Annotated in this window: 15 protein-coding genes; 3 read left to right on the plus strand and 12 right to left on the minus strand. The window is 40.9% G+C overall.

What is annotated here, in order from left to right; translation table 11 throughout:
* Positions 1–60: 60 nt before the first annotated feature.
* The 7 genes from tyrA to ffh form a co-directional block, all read right to left on the minus strand.
* Complete coding sequence (tyrA, locus tag KG708_RS06665) at positions 61–1,194, minus strand: bifunctional chorismate mutase/prephenate dehydrogenase (RefSeq protein ID WP_213608659.1); 1,134 nt, start codon at positions 1,192–1,194, stop codon at positions 61–63.
* A 263-nt stretch (positions 1,195–1,457) separates the two neighbouring features.
* Complete coding sequence (locus tag KG708_RS06670) at positions 1,458–2,327, minus strand: MYG1 family protein (RefSeq protein WP_213608660.1); 870 nt, start codon at positions 2,325–2,327, stop codon at positions 1,458–1,460.
* A gap of 178 nt (positions 2,328–2,505) precedes the next feature.
* On the minus strand, positions 2,506–2,865 hold the full coding sequence (gene rplS, locus KG708_RS06675) for a 50S ribosomal protein L19 (protein ID WP_011327636.1): 360 nt from the start codon (positions 2,863–2,865) through the stop codon (positions 2,506–2,508).
* A 33-nt stretch (positions 2,866–2,898) separates the two neighbouring features.
* Positions 2,899–3,666, minus strand: coding sequence for a tRNA (guanosine(37)-N1)-methyltransferase TrmD (gene trmD, locus KG708_RS06680; protein WP_213608661.1), 768 nt, complete (start codon positions 3,664–3,666; stop codon positions 2,899–2,901).
* Positions 3,666–4,202, minus strand: a complete 537-nt coding sequence (gene rimM, locus KG708_RS06685; RefSeq protein ID WP_008114470.1) for a ribosome maturation factor RimM — start codon at positions 4,200–4,202, stop codon at positions 3,666–3,668. The genes trmD and rimM overlap by 1 nt, the downstream gene beginning before the upstream one ends.
* 17 nt (positions 4,203–4,219) lie before the next feature.
* Positions 4,220–4,468: a 30S ribosomal protein S16 gene (gene rpsP, locus KG708_RS06690; protein WP_008114468.1), complete on the minus strand. Its 249-nt coding sequence runs from the start codon at positions 4,466–4,468 to the stop codon at positions 4,220–4,222.
* 261 nt (positions 4,469–4,729) lie between these two features.
* Entirely contained in the window at positions 4,730–6,109 is a 1,380-nt protein-coding gene (gene ffh, locus KG708_RS06695; protein ID WP_213608662.1) for a signal recognition particle protein, read from the minus strand.
* 222 nt (positions 6,110–6,331) lie between these two features.
* Between ffh and ccsA the strand changes: the two genes are divergently transcribed.
* Both ccsA and KG708_RS06705 read left to right on the plus strand, forming a co-directional pair.
* Entirely contained in the window at positions 6,332–7,138 is an 807-nt protein-coding gene (ccsA, locus tag KG708_RS06700; RefSeq protein WP_213608663.1) for a cytochrome c biogenesis protein CcsA, read from the plus strand.
* 61 nt (positions 7,139–7,199) lie between these two features.
* Positions 7,200–8,468, plus strand: coding sequence for a CNNM domain-containing protein (locus KG708_RS06705; protein ID WP_213608664.1), 1,269 nt, complete (start codon positions 7,200–7,202; stop codon positions 8,466–8,468).
* 29 nt (positions 8,469–8,497) lie between these two features.
* On the opposite strand, the gene KG708_RS06710 is transcribed toward KG708_RS06705, so the two are convergent.
* Together KG708_RS06710 and gshA are read right to left on the minus strand one after the other, a co-directional pair.
* Positions 8,498–9,106 (minus strand): hypothetical protein, encoded by a 609-nt coding sequence (locus KG708_RS06710; RefSeq protein ID WP_213608665.1) that lies wholly within the window; start codon positions 9,104–9,106, stop codon positions 8,498–8,500.
* A gap of 125 nt (positions 9,107–9,231) precedes the next feature.
* Positions 9,232–10,806, minus strand: coding sequence for a glutamate--cysteine ligase (gene gshA / locus KG708_RS06715; RefSeq protein WP_213608666.1), 1,575 nt, complete (start codon positions 10,804–10,806; stop codon positions 9,232–9,234).
* Positions 10,807–11,233: 427 nt separating this feature from the next.
* Here gshA and KG708_RS06720 point away from each other — a divergent pair, with 427 nt between their 5' ends.
* Entirely contained in the window at positions 11,234–12,781 is a 1,548-nt protein-coding gene (locus KG708_RS06720; RefSeq protein ID WP_213608667.1) for a PAS domain-containing methyl-accepting chemotaxis protein, read from the plus strand.
* A gap of 55 nt (positions 12,782–12,836) precedes the next feature.
* Here KG708_RS06720 and clpB read toward each other — a convergent pair whose 3' ends face one another.
* From clpB to rluD, 3 genes are all read right to left on the minus strand, one after another.
* Entirely contained in the window at positions 12,837–15,413 is a 2,577-nt protein-coding gene (gene clpB / locus KG708_RS06725; protein ID WP_213608668.1) for an ATP-dependent chaperone ClpB, read from the minus strand.
* 96 nt (positions 15,414–15,509) lie between these two features.
* Positions 15,510–16,241, minus strand: a complete 732-nt coding sequence (pgeF, locus tag KG708_RS06730; protein WP_213608669.1) for a peptidoglycan editing factor PgeF — start codon at positions 16,239–16,241, stop codon at positions 15,510–15,512.
* A gap of 2 nt (positions 16,242–16,243) precedes the next feature.
* Positions 16,244–17,221: a 23S rRNA pseudouridine(1911/1915/1917) synthase RluD gene (rluD, locus tag KG708_RS06735; protein WP_213608670.1), complete on the minus strand. Its 978-nt coding sequence runs from the start codon at positions 17,219–17,221 to the stop codon at positions 16,244–16,246.
* Positions 17,222–17,264 lie beyond the last annotated feature (43 nt).

Here is a 17,264-nt window from a genome sequence, read left to right on the forward strand (position 1 = left end):
CTAAAACAATATTAAAAAAGGGCCTGCGGGCCCTTGTTGGTTTTACTTAACCCGTCACGTTCAATCGAGTACTTTTGCGTCATTTGCTTTATTTAATAAACTGCGACTTTGGGTCAAAAAGTGCGCTGTGGAGTCAGAAAAATAAGCTTTTGCATCAGCAAAGGCATCGATTAAGGCAGGCTTATCCCCTGCTTTTAACTTTTTAAGCGTCTCTGAGAACAAACACTGATACTGCGCTAACAAGCTTTCGACATTATCAAATTGCGCCAACATAATATCAGTATACAGCTCTGGAGATTGCGCAAATAACCGACCGACCATCATCAGCTCTAATTGGTAAATAGGTGATGAGCAACTACGTAACTCTGCCAGTGTATGTCCTTGTTTCGCTAAAAACTGACCGTAAACAAACGTAGTTAAATGGCGCATAACCTGAATGATTTGCATCGCTTCATCGTGTTTTTTAGCATCAAGCTCGACTAACTGACAACCCCAAATTTGTAGCTGCTTTAGTAAGCCTTGCGCCACGTTATGACTGCGCCCTTCACATACCACCACAGTTTGTTTCACCCAATGAGAAATATCAGGGCCGAACATCGGATGTAAACCAACAACGGGGCCATTATGCACTTTTTTGAGCACATTTAACGGTGCTTGTTTAACCGATGTAATATCAACTAGCAAGCAATCATCATCGAGTTTAGGCAGTGCGTTAACAACGGCCTCAAGGGCATTAATTGGTACACTAATCATGACCAGTTTTGCACCTTTTAAAATTTCAGTGGCCTGTGATTGCTGGGCTTTATCTAAAATTTTAACCTCATAACCCGAGCGCTGAAATTGTTTTGCAAATAGCTGCCCCATCGCCCCTTCACCACCAACAATAACAATCGGAGAGAGTTGTGGTTCGGCACAGGCTAATTTGGCTTGTTGATTTTGATAAGCTTCACGCATCATGCGCCTGAGAATGTCTTCGACTAAATCAGGGTTTACACCTTGGTTAATTGCCTCTTGGCGTCGTGCAGCTAATAAATCAGCTTCTCTATCGGGTGCATGCAGTGGCGCGCCGATTTGTTGTTTTATTGCGCCAATCTGCTCGGTAATCCCATTGCGCTTTGCAAGCAAGGCAACCAGTTGCGCATCGCATTCATCTATACCTTTTCTTAGCTGCGCTAAATCACTTATCTCTACCACGTTCTCATTCCATCCAAAAAAGCGAAATCGTAAATAAATACTTACAAAAAAGTAAACTAATCAATACGATAAATACTAACAGGATACGTTAGGGGTTAAAAGGCTAATTAGTGAAAAGATCAGCATGATTCACTCAACTGTGACCAAGGTAGGAGAATTCAAGAATCAATAAAACACAGCTAGTACAAAAATGTAAGCCTATGCTAGGTTTAAACACTAAAAATTAAAGTGGCTTAGTAGCCACATTAATTTGCATTTTTTATCTAATATTCCAATGCCATAGTCGCAAGCGACATAACACTTTCAAATGATTCTGCACCGGCGATAAATAGGCCATTATGGCAAAACATAGCATCATCTATACCGGTCACTGCTTGGAACTCACTATCAGATAATCCAGCCCATGGCGCTGGTAATGGCTTTCGGTCTTCAAACGAGCCTAACTCTGCAGGTACCGTTTGCACTATCCACTTACCAGAATGCGAGGGATAAACTACATATAGCGCCTCTTCAGATAAGCTGTGTACAGTTTTTTTCCACGGAGTATAACGCTCTAGTACGATTAATCGTGGATCGTCTGCCTGTTTAATTGCTTGCGCAACACTTTTTTTAGCATTTAAACCACCTCGCGCTGATGCCACAAATCGAAGCAGCAAAGTGTGTGCAAATTCAACCGCTTGATCAAAAGCAGCATCAAAATTACTTTCTTCTTCCCATGTTGGATTAAACATAGAAATTGTTTGGCTTAAACTAATACCTGTGACAACACCTTCAACATGACCACAATCAATTGAATCAATGGTCGATACTAGGCCAGCGTCAACGGCATTCGCCACCTCTTGATTATCATCACATATTGCTAAGCCATATTTTTTCCACACTAAACCAAATGACGAATAAGGAATACCGTTTTCACGCGCGCCAGCACCGCCGCGTTGATGATGATCAAACCGATCGGTTTGAGGGTCATATTGGCCGCCAACATCAATAACCACATCGGCGTCATTAATAATTGCATTATCGCGTGTGCGGATCAGGGTAAAAAAAGGGAAAATAATTTTAAGCGCAGCGATACTAAAAACATCATCTGCATGAAAATTGCCGTTGTGCGTAACTATCGTTTTATCATTCATTTTTATACATCATTTTTTGCAAGAAGTGAGAAGATATTGTGCTTTGAAGTGAACCACACTTTAACGCATGCTAGTTAAGGTGTGTATTGGTTTTTAAAAACCGCTATAACATTAAAACCAAAACGGGTTGCAACCCAAAAGTTGCAACCCGTTTTTTTGCGTTGATAAACAGCGCGTATTAGTTAAGTTTTTCTCTAATACGTGCAGATTTACCAGAACGCTCACGTAGATAGTAAAGCTTAGCACGACGAACCGCACCGCGACGCTTAACTGTTACGCTATCAATAAGAGGGCTGTGCGTTTGGAATACACGCTCAACACCTTCACCGTTCGAGATTTTACGAACTGTGAATGCTGAGTGAAGACCACGATTACGCTTAGCGATTACAACACCTTCAAAGGCCTGTAGACGCTCTTTAGCACCTTCTTTTACTTTTACCTGTACAACTACTGTATCACCAGCGCCGAATGCAGGTACGTCTGTTTTAAGCTGCTCATCTTCAAGCGCTTTAATAATATTTTGGTTTACTTTTGCCATTATGTTTCTCACTTTCCTAGGTGTAACTGTCTTCTAGCCACAAGCTTTTTGGTACTCTTGCTGAAATTTCGCGAGTAATACCGCTTGCTCCTCAGTCAGAGCTAGGTTATGCAACAAGTCAGGACGGCGAAGCCAAGTTCTACCTAATGACTGCATAAGCCGCCATTTTGCTATCTCTTGGTGGTTTCCGCTGAGTAATACAGCAGGCACCTGTTTGTCGTCCAATGTTTCTGGCCGTGTATAGTGAGGACAATCTAGCAAGCCATCCGAAAATGAATCTTGCTCTGCTGACTGGTTGTGTCCTAACACCCCTGGCACTAATCGCGCTACTGCGTCAATTAATGTCATGGCAGGTAGTTCACCCCCACTCAAAATAAAATCACCAATTGACCATTCTTCGTCAACGTACGATTCTATTATTCTCTCGTCTATACCTTCATAGCGACCGGCAATTAAAATCAGTTTTTCAGAGCTTGCGAGTTCGCTAGCCCCTTGCTGATCTAATTTGCGCCCTTGTGGCGACATATAAATTACTTTTGCACCATCACCTGCAGCCTGTTTGGCTTCAAGAATGGCTTGTTTTAATGGTTCAACCATCATTAACATGCCTGGCCCGCCCCCGTAAGGACGATCATCTACAGTTCTATGCTTATCAGTTGCATAGTCACGTGGATTCCAGCAGTTAAAATCGATTAAGCCATTTTTAACAGCACGACCGGTTACACCTTGCGTTGTAATTGCATCAAACATATCCGGGAAAAGGCTGATAACCCCTACCCACAACGAACTTGTTTGACCCATTAAAAGCTTGGATCCCAATCTACAGTAATTTCTTTCGCATCATATTTAACTTCTTGAATAACTGAATCAGTTAAAAAAGGAATTAAACGTTCTGCTTGGCCAAATGCATCTTTACTGTTTGCTTTCACAACCAGTACATCATTTGAGCCTGTCTCCATAAGGTCATCAACAATACCTAAGTTATAACCTTTATCAGTTACAACCGACATGCCAATGAGATCTCGCCAATAGAATTCACCTTGCGGTAATTCTGGTAGCTGCGCTGAATCTACAGAAATTTCAACATTGGTATAAGCCATTGCTTGGTCTCTGTCGTTTACTTGCGCAAACTTAGCGATAAAGCCTTTGTTGTGGCGACGCCAGTCGACCACTTCTAAGGATTGCCATTTACCTTGCTGCCCTATCAACCACGGGCTGAAATCGAAGATCCCTTGGGGATCATCAGTAAATGAATGCACCTTAAGCCAGCCCTTTATACCATATGGGGCGCCGAGCTTTCCTACGACAATTATTGATGAGGTGTTCTCTTGACTCATGGTTACACTTACGCCTATTAAGCCGCTTTACGAGCGTCTTTAACTAATTTAGCTACACGATCTGAAAGACCTGCGCCTTGACCTAACCAGTGTTCAACACGTGGTAAATCTAAACGAAGTTTTTCTTCTTGACCTGAAGCAATTGGGTTAAAGAAACCTACTTTCTCGATGAAGCGACCGTCACGCGAGAAACGGCTATCCGCAACCACAATTTGATAGAAAGGGCGTTTTTTAGCGCCACCACGTTGCAAACGAATAGTTACCATACCGTCCTCTAAATAGATTGACTGTTTTCATTAATAAGATTTACTCCCCAGTATGGGGAGCCGGTGAATTGTACGAGTTTTTAGCAACAATGCAAGTAAGAAGTGATGCAAAAAGCCAGTTTAGTAGATTAAACCGTGATCCAAGATGAAAAAGTATATGAATAAGCTATTCTGTGCATAGTTTATTCAACAATAAAGAGGCATTTTGCCTCTTTATTGATTACTTTTTATCTCGTATTGGAGATATTAAAGGTTAAATTATTAAAACTTTGGACCACCGCCACCCATCATGCCAGGTGGTAACATCCCTTTCATGCCACGCATCATTTTTTGCATGCCACCTTTACCTTTCATCTTTTTCATCATTTTTTGCATTTGCGTAAATTGCTTAAGCAATTTATTGATCTCTTGTACTTGAGTACCAGAGCCCGCAGCAATACGTTTTTTACGAGAACCTTTTATAATCTCTGGACGAGCACGCTCTTGTTTTGTCATAGAGCTAATAATTGCTTCCATTTGTATAAAGGTCTTATCACCCATTTGTCCTTTAACTGCATCAGGAATATTTTGCATGCCAGGCAATTTATCAAGCATCGACATCATGCCCCCCATGTTTTTCATTTGCTTTAGTTGATCAGCAAAATCATCCAGCGTAAAGCCATTACCTTTAAATACTTTTTCAGCCACTTTTGCAGCTTGCTCTTTATCTACTTTCATCTCGACTTCTTCGATTAATGAAAGTACATCACCCATGCCTAAAATACGCGAAGCGATACGGTCAGGGTGAAAAGGCTCAAGTGCATCAGTACGCTCACCCACACCCATAAACTTAATTGGTTTACCGGTAATATGACGAATAGATAAAGCAGCACCACCTCGGGCATCACCATCTGTTTTAGTCAGTATCACACCGGTCAGCGGTAAGGCTTCGTCAAATGCTTTTGCAGTATTTGCCGCATCTTGACCTGTCATTGCATCAACAACAAATAGCGTTTCAATTGGATTGATTGCATGATGCAAGGCTTTAATTTCATCCATCATGTCGCTATCAACATGCAAACGACCGGCAGTATCGACTAACACAACATCAATAAATTTCTTTTTCGCATGAGAAATGGCGGCAGTTGCAATATCAACTGGTTTTTGCGAAATATCACTTGGGAAAAATTCAACATCCACTTCTGTTGCTAATGTTTCTAACTGTTTAATGGCTGCTGGACGATACACATCGGCACTGACCACTAGCACTGACTTTTTCTTGCGCTCTTTTAGAAACTTAGCCAGCTTGCCCACACTGGTGGTTTTACCCGCACCTTGAAGACCGGCCATCATCACTACCGCAGGCGGCTGTGCGTTAAGGCTTAGCTCTTCGTTGGCTTCACCCATGGCTTTTTCAAGTTCTTCACGTACAATTTTTATAAATACTTGGCCAGGACTTAAGCTTTTAGTGACTTCAACACCAACCGCACGCTCTTTAACTTGTTTTACAAACTCGCGAACAACAGGCAACGCCACGTCGGCTTCTAAAAATGCCATTCGCACTTCACGAAGTGTATCTTTAATATTGTCTTCAGTTAGGCGGCCGCGGCCACTGATATTTTTTAGGGTTTTACCTAATCGTTCTTGGAGGTTCTCAAACATGTAACGGTTCCGAAAAGACGTTGATATCAACTCTGTTATAAGGTCGATGCTATTAAAATTCAATTAGGAATAGTATACCGTAAATGGTGGCATACAATACAGTGCTCAAATGCTGCTTATTGAGTTTCTTTTTATAGGGTCTATGCATTTGCCTTGCTATAAAATACAATGACCAGATAACGAACACGAATTATTTGACTTCAATTAAGTGGCCAAAGCAAAATGCTGATTATTAGTTTAACTATTATTGCCAGTTTATTTTATGTGTTAGCAACGTCACACGTGCTTTCGCGATTGTTTCATCGTCAGGGACCAAGCCAAAAAATTACTATAATACTGAGCACTGTCGCTATTTTGGCGCATATGCTGCTTTTAGTAAACTCGGTGTTTAGAGCCGAAGGCCAAGATTTAAGTATTGTTAATGTTGCATTACTGACTTGTTGGGTAATAGTGCTTTGTGTCACCACCGTCTCTTTAAAGTTCCCTGCGACACTGCTGTTACCTGTTGTATACGGCTTTGCTGCACTATTAACTATTTCTAGCTTATTTATCCCTCATCATATTTTATTAAACAGTATTAATGTAGAGCTTGCACTAGTTACGCATATATCACTGTCATTATTGGCTTACTGTATCTTAATTATTGCCACGCTTTACGGTGTACAATTTTACTTTATTGATAAGCGCTTAAAACGAAAAGACTTAGCCATAGTGCATAGTCATTTACCACCATTAATGGTGGTAGAACGTCAACTTTATCAGTTATTAAACTTAGGTACGGTGTTACTAAGTGTGGCGCTTATTACCGGATTTGTATTTCTTGATGGCATGTTTGCCAACGAGTTTATTCATAAAACAACCTTATCTTTAGTTGCTTGGGCTATTTTTGTCACCATTGCCGTTGGCCATGTCAAACGTGGTTGGCGAGGTAAGATAGTAGTAGTTAGTATAATGATTGCCGCATTTATACTCACACTCGCTTATTTTGGCAGCCGCTTTATACAAGAAGTGGTTCTAAATAAGTTTTAACTTGACTCTCAAAGCTCACTCTAGCTTAATACGCACTGGTTTATAAAAAAAGGATCCATCGTTGGACGACATATCGACAAGTACGCTATTTATCATTTTAGGTTTATTGGTACTTTTTTCTGCTTACTTCTCCGGATCAGAAACCGGAATCATGTCAATCAACCGTATTCGACTGCGACACCTCGCTAAAGAGAATCATCGTGCTGCGAAACGCGTTAGTAAATTACTCAGTCGACCTGACAGGTTGATAGGTCTGATCCTAATTGGTAATAACCTTGTTAATATTGCAGCAGCCCAGGTTGCCACTATTATTGGTATTCGCTTGTATGGTGACTTAGGTATTGCCATAGCAACGGGTGCATTAACACTTGTGGTACTCATTTTCGCTGAGGTAACACCAAAAACACTGGCCGCACTGTATCCAGAGCGAGTCGCTTTTCCAAGTTCAGTGATCCTCAAGGGATTACTAAGGATTCTCTTTCCGCTGGTTGTGGTTGTTAACTTTTTAACTAATGGCATGTTACGCTTATTTGGCATTAGTGCAGCACAAATAGATGAGCACAGCATGAGTAAAGAAGAATTAAAAACTGTGCTCAATGAATCGGGAGCGCTTATCCCCGCACGTCACCAAAGTATGTTAACCTCTATTTTAGATTTAGAGCAAGTCACCGTTGAAGATATTATGATCCCTCGTAATGAGATTGTAGCCATAGATATTAATGACGATTGGAAAATAATCAGTAAACAACTTACTCACGCTCAACATACTCGGGTGCTTTTATACCGCGACAATATTGATGATGCTGTTGGCTTTATTCACTCTCGTGATGCGCTTCGCCTGTTAACTAAAGAGCAGTTTGATAAGCCTTCGCTGTTGCGTGCAGTACGTGAAATTTACTTTATCCCTGAGGGAACCTCGCTTAACACTCAGCTACTAAAATTTCAGTTATCGAAAGAACGTATTGGTATTGTTGTTGATGAATATGGCGACATTCAGGGCTTAGTGACTCTTGAAGATATACTTGAGGAAGTGGTAGGTGACTTTACTACCACGCAAACTCGGACACCAAGTGAAGAAGTAACCACACAAAACGATGGCTCTTATATTGTTGACGGCGGTGCTAACGTTCGCGACTTAAATAAAGAAATGGGCTGGGAATTCCCGTTAGACGGCCCTAAAACATTAAGTGGTTTGATTGTTGAATACTTAGAGGATATTCCTGATGCTAATTTAAGTATGCGTATTGCAGGCTATCCGGTTGAAGTACTTGAGGTAAAAGAAAACATGATTAAACAAGTTAAAATTCAACCCAACAAACGTAAAAAATAAACCAACATAAGGGGAGCCTATCGGCTCCCTTAAAAGAATAACCGCTCTAACCAACCTTTATCTAAATCATCTTCGCAACGTTTAAGTTGAGCGCCATAACGACTCGCACGGTACTTAACTTTATTGGCGACACTCATTAGCCATTTTTTGTTTCGATAAGTACCTCGCTTATAACCGCCCCACCCTTCGTGATAATTTAAATACTGTGCATAGGCGTCCCACTTAGACACACCATTAATTTTATGGGTTTTGTAAACAAACCACGCCATAAAATCAATTGCATCAGCAAAGTCATCTCTGTCAGCACCACTGTTTCCTGTTTCACGAATATAATCAGTCCAGGTTGGCGTTTTAGCCTGTGAATAACCATACGCTGAACTAGCGCGTCCGGTAGGGATTATCCATAAAAAGTATTCCATTGGAGGCGCAGCATCATGGCGAAAAGAACTTTCTTGATACATCATGCTCATTAACACATGCTTTGGAGATCCCCACTTATCTTGCGCATCTTTGGCATCAAAATACCAGTCTCGCTTTTCTTCAAAGATTTTACAAATATCTTCTGGTTGCTTTGGGGGAGCCGTTGCGCACCCAACTAATGTGAGCAGCAATGATAAGGTAATAATATTTTTTTTCATTTTTTAAGATCTCACTGAACTTTTTAAAAAAGTGTGGGTCTGAATCTATGAATGCAGCAGTACAGCATTGTTTCATCCCTAAAGAATATTTACGCAGCTACTATGAGCTGCGTTTTTTTTGCCTACTACTTACTAAAATATGTATCTAAAAACGCAGTAAATGATTGATTATCGGCTTGCTCAATTGCCTTTTGAGATTCGTAAGACTCTGCAGCTTGTTGCTCTAGCCACGATTTTGAGAATTCAGTATAACTTGCGATTTCATGGCTTTGTTTATATTTATGAGCAAGAGAAAGTGCAAAGTGGCCATTATCAAGTCCAGACATCTTAAGCTCATCAACGTAACGACCCGAATAGGTTAACTCAGGTTTGTGAACCCAAGTTGCCATGCGTTTAATGGTTTCTGAATAATAACTAACGCCGTAAGCAGTATCCATCCACTGAGCTACCTCACTCAACTGACTAAATATTTCATCGCCCCAAGATTCTAGGCTGCGCTGCTGATTATTAAAATTAAGCATCAAGCCTTTTTCTCGACCTTGGTTAACCACAGTATCAAGGTTTTCAGTGCTACGTGCTTGCTCTTGCCAATCCATAGGCGCTGAGTCTTTTAATAAACAATAAGTTAAAAATACATCTAAAAAGTGTATTTGCTCTAAATCAATCCCAACTTCACTGAATGGGTTAACATCCAATGCACGAATTTCAATATATTCTATACCCGCTCTTAGTAATGCATCTGTGGGTGTTTCACCATTTTTAGCATTACGCTTAGGGCGAATTGGCGAGTAAAACTCGTTCTCTATTTGTAGGATATTTTTATTTAATTGCTTTGGCTCGGCACTCGTATAGTCGTCAATACTGCCATAAATATCTGAAGGCGTATTTATGGCCTTTTTCAACCCTGCAACATACTCATCTAATGAGTTGTACATTACCCGTAATGACGATTGTGCGCTATTGGTATAGCCTAAGTTGCCTAATCGTAGCGCAGTGCCCACTTCTAAATATAAGGTACCTTTGCCTAGCTTTTTAAACGGTAAGTCGCTTTTACGCCCTTGTAAAAAAGAGCTACATAATGCGGGGGATGCGCCAAACATGTAGCTAATTAACCACAGCTCGCGTTTAAAATTACGAATTAATGCTAAGTAACTATCAGATATGAAATCTTCAAGTTTCGCCTCACTTTGCTTTAATGAATGCAGTGACTGCCATAGCGTTTGTGGAAAAGAAATATTGAAATGCACGCCAGCAATCGCTTGCATCATACTGCCGTAACGGTTCTTCAAGCCTTCGCGATATAGGGTTTTCATTTTACCGACATTAGAGTCGCCAAATTGTGCCAATACAATATCGTCTTGATGATTTATAAAGCACGGCATACTAATTGGCCACAACAATTCATCGCCTATATGCTCTAGGGTGAACTTTTGTAAATCTTTTAGCTGCTGTAAGGTTTGCGTTGATGATTCGCTAACCGGTGTAATGAACTCAAGTAAAGACTCAGAAAAATCAGTAGTAATATGCCCATTGGTAAGCGCACAGCCCACACCTTTAGGATGAGCCTGTTTAGAAATGGAACCATCGTGATTAATTCTTAATGATTCTCTCTCAATACCGCGCATAATGCCTTTAATAGCCTGTTGATTATCTGCACTAGATAGCGCGTTGAGCGTGTTCTTTAAATTATAAGTTGTCAAAAAAAAGTTTCCTCGAGCCAAGTGGCTTAATCATAAGGTTATGGGGTCTTTTTACCTTTACTCAAGATTAAACGATGAAAAAACTATATGAATTTATTAGATATAGTTTTTACTGGATTTTAAACACGCTTTGTTTCACGCTATAAAAGATAATCTTGCCATTGCCACTACGAATATACAATTTCTTTTACATATTATTTGCCATAACCCGCCGCTGACAACATGGCGTTTTAAAACACTTTGATAAGATAGAGTTAAACCCTAAAAGTTTGTCATAACTGAAAAATTCAATTACGCTTAATATTGATAAAGATCATATAAATATCAAAAAAAATGTCTTATTCCTGCTATTTTACACATATCACTAACGTACATTAGTTTTAGTAATTACAATAGCCGCCATAATAAAGAATGATAAAGAGTCACTATGCGTCGTAATCAAAGCTTAATAGATGAAGAAGTTAACTTCGAAGAACACCAAGAGTTGGTTTCAACTACTGACTTACGCGGTGTTATTACTTATGCCAATCATGAGTTTTGCAGTATCGCAGGCTATGAAGTGGATGAACTGATAAATAAAAATCACAATATCGTTCGTCATCCTGATATGCCAAAAGCTGCATTTAAAGAAATGTGGGACACCTTAAAACAAGGCCATTCGTGGCGTGGCGCGGTAAAAAACTTATGTAAAGACGGCCGCTATTATTGGGTTGATGCATTTGTAACGCCTATTTTTGAGCATGGCCAACTTATTGGTTATCAGTCTGTGCGAATAAAACTAGAGCAACGCGCAAAACGCAGAGCACAAAAGCTTTATGCTAAAATTAACGCTGATAAATCATTATTCAGCTGGCGCGAGCGCACGCCCTTGAGACAAGGTTTAAGCATTGCGGGAATTTTAATTTGGTTAGCAAGTGTCGCAATATGGGGCTCAATTTCGCTTGCCGCGATTAACTTATTAGTATGTATTGTTATTTTAGTTTTAAATTATGACGAGCTGGTAACAACACCTGCGACCCTCAAACAACAAAAAAGCCAAGCAGACTCTGTATCTCGTTATGTGTTTAGTGGCTCGCACCCACACAGCATTAGTGAATATAGAGAGCAGATGCTCAGTGCTAAATTAAGAACGGTACTAGGGCGGGTAAAAGATTCAACCTTGAGTTTTAATACGATTGCCCAAGGGTTAGATCAACAATCGACGTTGACCGAGCAAGGTATTTCTTCTCAAGGCACTCAGCTAGAACAAATTGCTTCAGCCATGTCACAAATGAGTACCACGATTGGTGAAATCTCTAACAATACCAATAACACGGCTGATAAAGTGGGCATTACTTATCAAAGCTGCTCTGATATCAAAAATCATATTGCAGATAACAGTAAAATGGTGTCTGACTTAGCTGTACAAGTTGAGCAAGCGGCCGCTACAGCAACGGGGCTTGCCTCTGAAGCGGATAAAATTGGCCAAGTAATGAGTGAAATAGAAGGGATTGCTGAACAAACTAACCTATTGGCACTTAATGCGGCTATTGAAGCGGCACGTGCCGGTGAACATGGCCGCGGCTTTGCCGTAGTTGCCGATGAAGTTCGGGCGCTGTCGTCTCGTACTCAAAACGCCACAGCACAAATTCACAGTTCAATTAAAGAAATTCAAGATACCTTGTTTAGCTGGTCTAAAATCATGCAGAGCACCAAACAACAAGCCGATGATTGTGTTAATACAACAGGTCAAACACAGCAAGAACTTGATAGTATTTTTACGCAAATTAGTGAGATTTCACAGCTTGCCACCGATATTTCAGCCGCTGCTGAGCAGCAACAGGTGGTAAGTAGAGATATAGGTAGTAATGTTGAAAAAATTAAAGACTTAGGGGATGATAATTTACAGCTTAGCTATAGCGTAGCCCATGATGCTGCAGAACTTGTAGAAGGCTCAAGAAAAGTAAATGATTTACTGCTGACCTTTAAGGTATAACAAAGGATTTAAAATAAAAAAGCCGCTGACAACAGCGGCTTTTTTATTTATTTAACTAACGACTAGTAAATACTAAGCCGTCTTCGTTAGCATCAATAACAATGATACAACCTGGTTGAAAATCATTATTAAGCAGTTTTTGTGCTAATGGATTCTCAATGGTTTGCTGTATTGCCCGTTTAAGCGGACGAGCGCCATAGACAGGATCAAAGCCACTGGCAGCAATTCGCTCAAGCGCAGCATCTGTCAACTCAAGTAAATACCCCATCTCTGTTAATCGTTGACGCAGTTTACTTAACTGAATATCTGCAATTTCTTTAATATGACTATGTGAAAGTGAGTGAAATACCACAGTTTCATCAATGCGGTTAATGAACTCGGGTCTAAATTCATTATGTAAAACACCCATGACTTTTGCTTTAAGTTCGTCATAGTCATTACTTCCCGCTTGCTCTTGAATGATATCTGAGCCCAAGTTGGAGGTCATAATGATAACTGTATTTTTAAAATCAACCGTACGCCCTTGGCCATCCGTTAAACGCCCGTCATCAAGGACTTGTAATAAAATATTAAACACATCTGGATGCGCTTTTTCTATTTCATCAAGCAAAATAACCGAATAAGGTTTACGACGAACAGCTTCGGTTAAATAACCACCTTCTTCGTAACCTACGTACCCTGGAGGCGCACCGACTAAACGTGCGACTGAGTGTTTTTCCATAAACTCAGACATATCTATACGCACCATGGCACTTTCGGTATCAAACATATAGCTTGCTAGTGCCTTGGTAAGCTCTGTTTTACCAACCCCTGTAGGCCCTAAAAATAAGAACGAGCCAATTGGACGGTTTGGATCAGCAAGCCCTGCGCGCGAGCGACGAATGGCATTAGCCACCGCAACGACGGCCTCATCTTGGCCAATGACTTTGTTATGTAGTTGCGCTTCCATTTGCAGTAGTTTTTCACGTTCACCTTGGAGCATACGCGCCACCGGAATGCCGGTCCAACGTGATAAAATTTCTGCAATTTCATCTTCGCCCACCTGATTTTTAAGCAAACTCATTTCTTGCATTTCAGCTTGTGATGCTAAATCGAGTTTGCGCTCAAGTTCAGGTATACGGCCGTATTGCAGTTCAGACATACGCTGCAAGTCACTTGCTCTGCGTGCCACTTCTAAATCAAGTCGTGCCTGCTCTAGTTCAGCTTTAATAACCTGCGTGCCTTGTAAAGAGGCTTTTTCGGCATTCCATACTTCATCAAGCTCACGGTACTGCACTTCAAGCTCATTAATCAGCTCGACCATTTCTGTGCGGCGTTTTTGGCTCGCTTCGTCTTTTTCTTTTGCAAGGGCGTTATCTTCAATTTTTAACTGAATAATACGACGCTCTAATTTATCTAAAGCTTCTGGTTTAGAATCAATTTGCAGTCGAATAGAAGAGCCCGCCTCATCAATTAAATCAATCGCTTTATCGGGTAGTTGGCGATCGCTGATATAGCGATGTGACAACTGTGCTGCGGCAACGATTGCAGGGTCGGTAATTTCCACTGAGTGATGTAATTCGTAACGCTCTTTCAAGCCACGCAAAATAGCAATGGTGTCTTCTACTGAAGGCTCTTCTATTAATACCTTTTGGAAACGGCGCTCAAGTGCGGCATCTTTTTCAATATACTTACGGTATTCATCCAGCGTTGTAGCTCCAACACAATGGAGTTCCCCACGGGCTAATGCTGGCTTTAACATGTTACCGGCATCCATTGCACCGTCGCTTTTACCCGCTCCAACAATGGTATGAATTTCATCAATAAATAAAATAACTTGGCCTTCTTCTTTAGCCAACTCATTAAGTACTGATTTTAAACGTTCTTCAAATTCACCTCGGTATTTTGCACCAGCAACTAATGCACCTAAATCAAGCGAGAGTACGCGCTTATTTTTTAAGCCTTCAGGGACTTCACCATTGATAATGCGCTGTGCAAGCCCTTCAGCAATTGCTGTTTTACCCACCCCTGGCTCACCAATTAGCACAGGATTGTTTTTGGTGCGACGTTGTAATACTTGAATGGTACGACGAATTTCATCATCGCGGCCAATAACGGGATCTAACTTACCTTGCTCTGCCCGCTCAGTTAAATCAATAGTGTACTTTTCAAGTGCTTGGCGCGTTTCTTCAGCATTGGGATCATCAACTTTTTGACCACCGCGAATTGCCTCTATGGCAGTTTCTACTTTGTTAGCGGTGATATTAAGTGCTTTAAAAACACTGCCAAGCGGGCCTTTATCTTCACACGAAACTAATACAAACAACTCACTTGAAATGTATTTATCTTTACGTTTTTGGGCGTATTTATCACATAGGTTTATCAGTGAAACCATGTTGTTTGATAGCTGTACATCGCCACCCACACCTTCCACTTTAAATAACTTTTCTATCTCTTGAGAGAGTTTGGTATTAAGTTCATCAACGCTGATGCTCATTTGTGCAAATAGTGCACGCACACTTGAACCGCTTTGTTTTAACAAAGCGTACATTAGATGCACAGGTTCAATAAATTGATGATCGCGACCTAGTGCTAGTGATTGCGCATCTGAAAGCGCAGACTGAAATTTACTCGTAAATCTATCTAAACGCATGGGGATTACCTATAAAAAAATCGAATTACCTAATAAATGGGTATGCTGATAGTTTTGTTCAAGGTATTGAGGGAAAAATAATCACCTAATAATTATTTACTTGCGCCAGATCAAACTTGCCATACGACCGGTTTGGCCATCGCGCCGATAAGAAAAAAACAAGTTAGCTTGAGAAACAGTGCAATATTCACCCCCGCTAATGTTTATAACGCCCTGTTGATTAAGTAAAATAGTTGCTATTAGATAGATATCAGCTAAATACTTTTCATTATTTTGAGCTTTGAACGCGCTGTGCATTAGTGGGTTATTTGCTGTAAATAACTCGACCACCTCTTGGCCTACTTGAAATTGATTAGCCCCTATTGCAGGACCTAACCAAGCATGTATATTCGCCGGGGAATGTTTAAAACATGCCAGCGTATTGTTGATCACCCCTTGCTCTAACCCTCGCCAACCGGCATGAATTGCGGCCACTTCTTGCCCGTCACTCGATGAGAGTAAAATAGGTAAACAATCAGCAGTCATTATGGCTAAAGGTTGATTGCGTAATTGCGTATATAACGCATCACCTGTGAGTGTTTGATTGGGGTCAAATCCCTCATCCACTGTAATTACATCAGCGCTATGAACCTGATTTAACCAAATTGCCGGTTTAGGCAAATGAGCATTTACACGCGCTCTATTGTTTAATACATCTTGGCTGTTATCACCTACATGCAACCCTAAATTCAAACTATCGAATCGAGCCTTTGATACGCCCCCTTCACGTGTAGTACTCAATGTATCTACACCATGAAGAGATTGCCATGTAGCTGATAAGCCAAACATTGTTAACTCGCTATATCAGGGTTTGCTTTTGTGTCTTCACGCAATGCTTGAGTCATCGCCACCATATCATCAGGGATAGGCGCTTGCCAGGTCATCATTTCACCGGTCATTGGATGCGCAATACTTAATTTAACGGCATGAAGCGCTTGGCGTTTAAAGCTACGCAGTAACTCAAATAACTCAGGCGTTGCCCCTTTTGGTGGACGAGGACGACCGCCATAAGATTGATCGCCAATTAATGGATGATTTAAGTACGCCATATGCACACGAATTTGGTGTGTACGCCCAGTTTCAAGACGTAAACGCAAACGAGTATGGGCGCGGAATTTTTCTGCAACACGGTAGTGCGTAATAGCTGGTTTACCCATTTCATGTACTGCCATGTGCGTACGTTGTGTTGCATGACGTCCGATTGGTTTTTCAACCATACCACCGGCTGTCATAGTGCCATTACATAACGCTTCATATTCACGTGTGAAGTTTTCGCGCTTTTGCAGTGCTTTAACTAAATGTGTTTGTGCCTGAATCGTTTTAGCAACAACCATTAAACCTGTTGTGTCTTTGTCTAAACGATGCACAATACCCGCTCGTGGCACGTTAATAATTTCTGGGTAGTAGTGCAATAAAGCATTTAACACCGTACCATCAGGGTTACCTGCGCCAGGATGAACCACTAATCCCATCGGTTTGTTGATCACTAAAATATCATCGTCTTCATAAACGATGTTTAATTTGATATCTTGTGCTTCGTATTCACGAGGTGCTTCTATTGTTGTTTCAACAGCCACAACTTCACCACCGAGTAGTTTTTCACGCGGGGTGTTGAAAATTTCGCCATCAACGGTGATTTTATCATCTAAAATCCACGTTTTTATCCGTGATCGTGAATAATCAGGGAACAATTGTGCTAATACTTGGTCTAGACGTTTACCACCTAAGTCTGTTGGGACCTCGGCTTGGAGAGATATTTGCTCTGACATTAGTAACTTTACCCAATTTACCAGTGCAAGCTGTGCTTGACTG

The organism is Pseudoalteromonas sp. (assembly GCF_018402495.1).
In the GTDB taxonomy this organism is placed as follows: Bacteria; Pseudomonadota; Gammaproteobacteria; order Enterobacterales; family Alteromonadaceae; genus Pseudoalteromonas.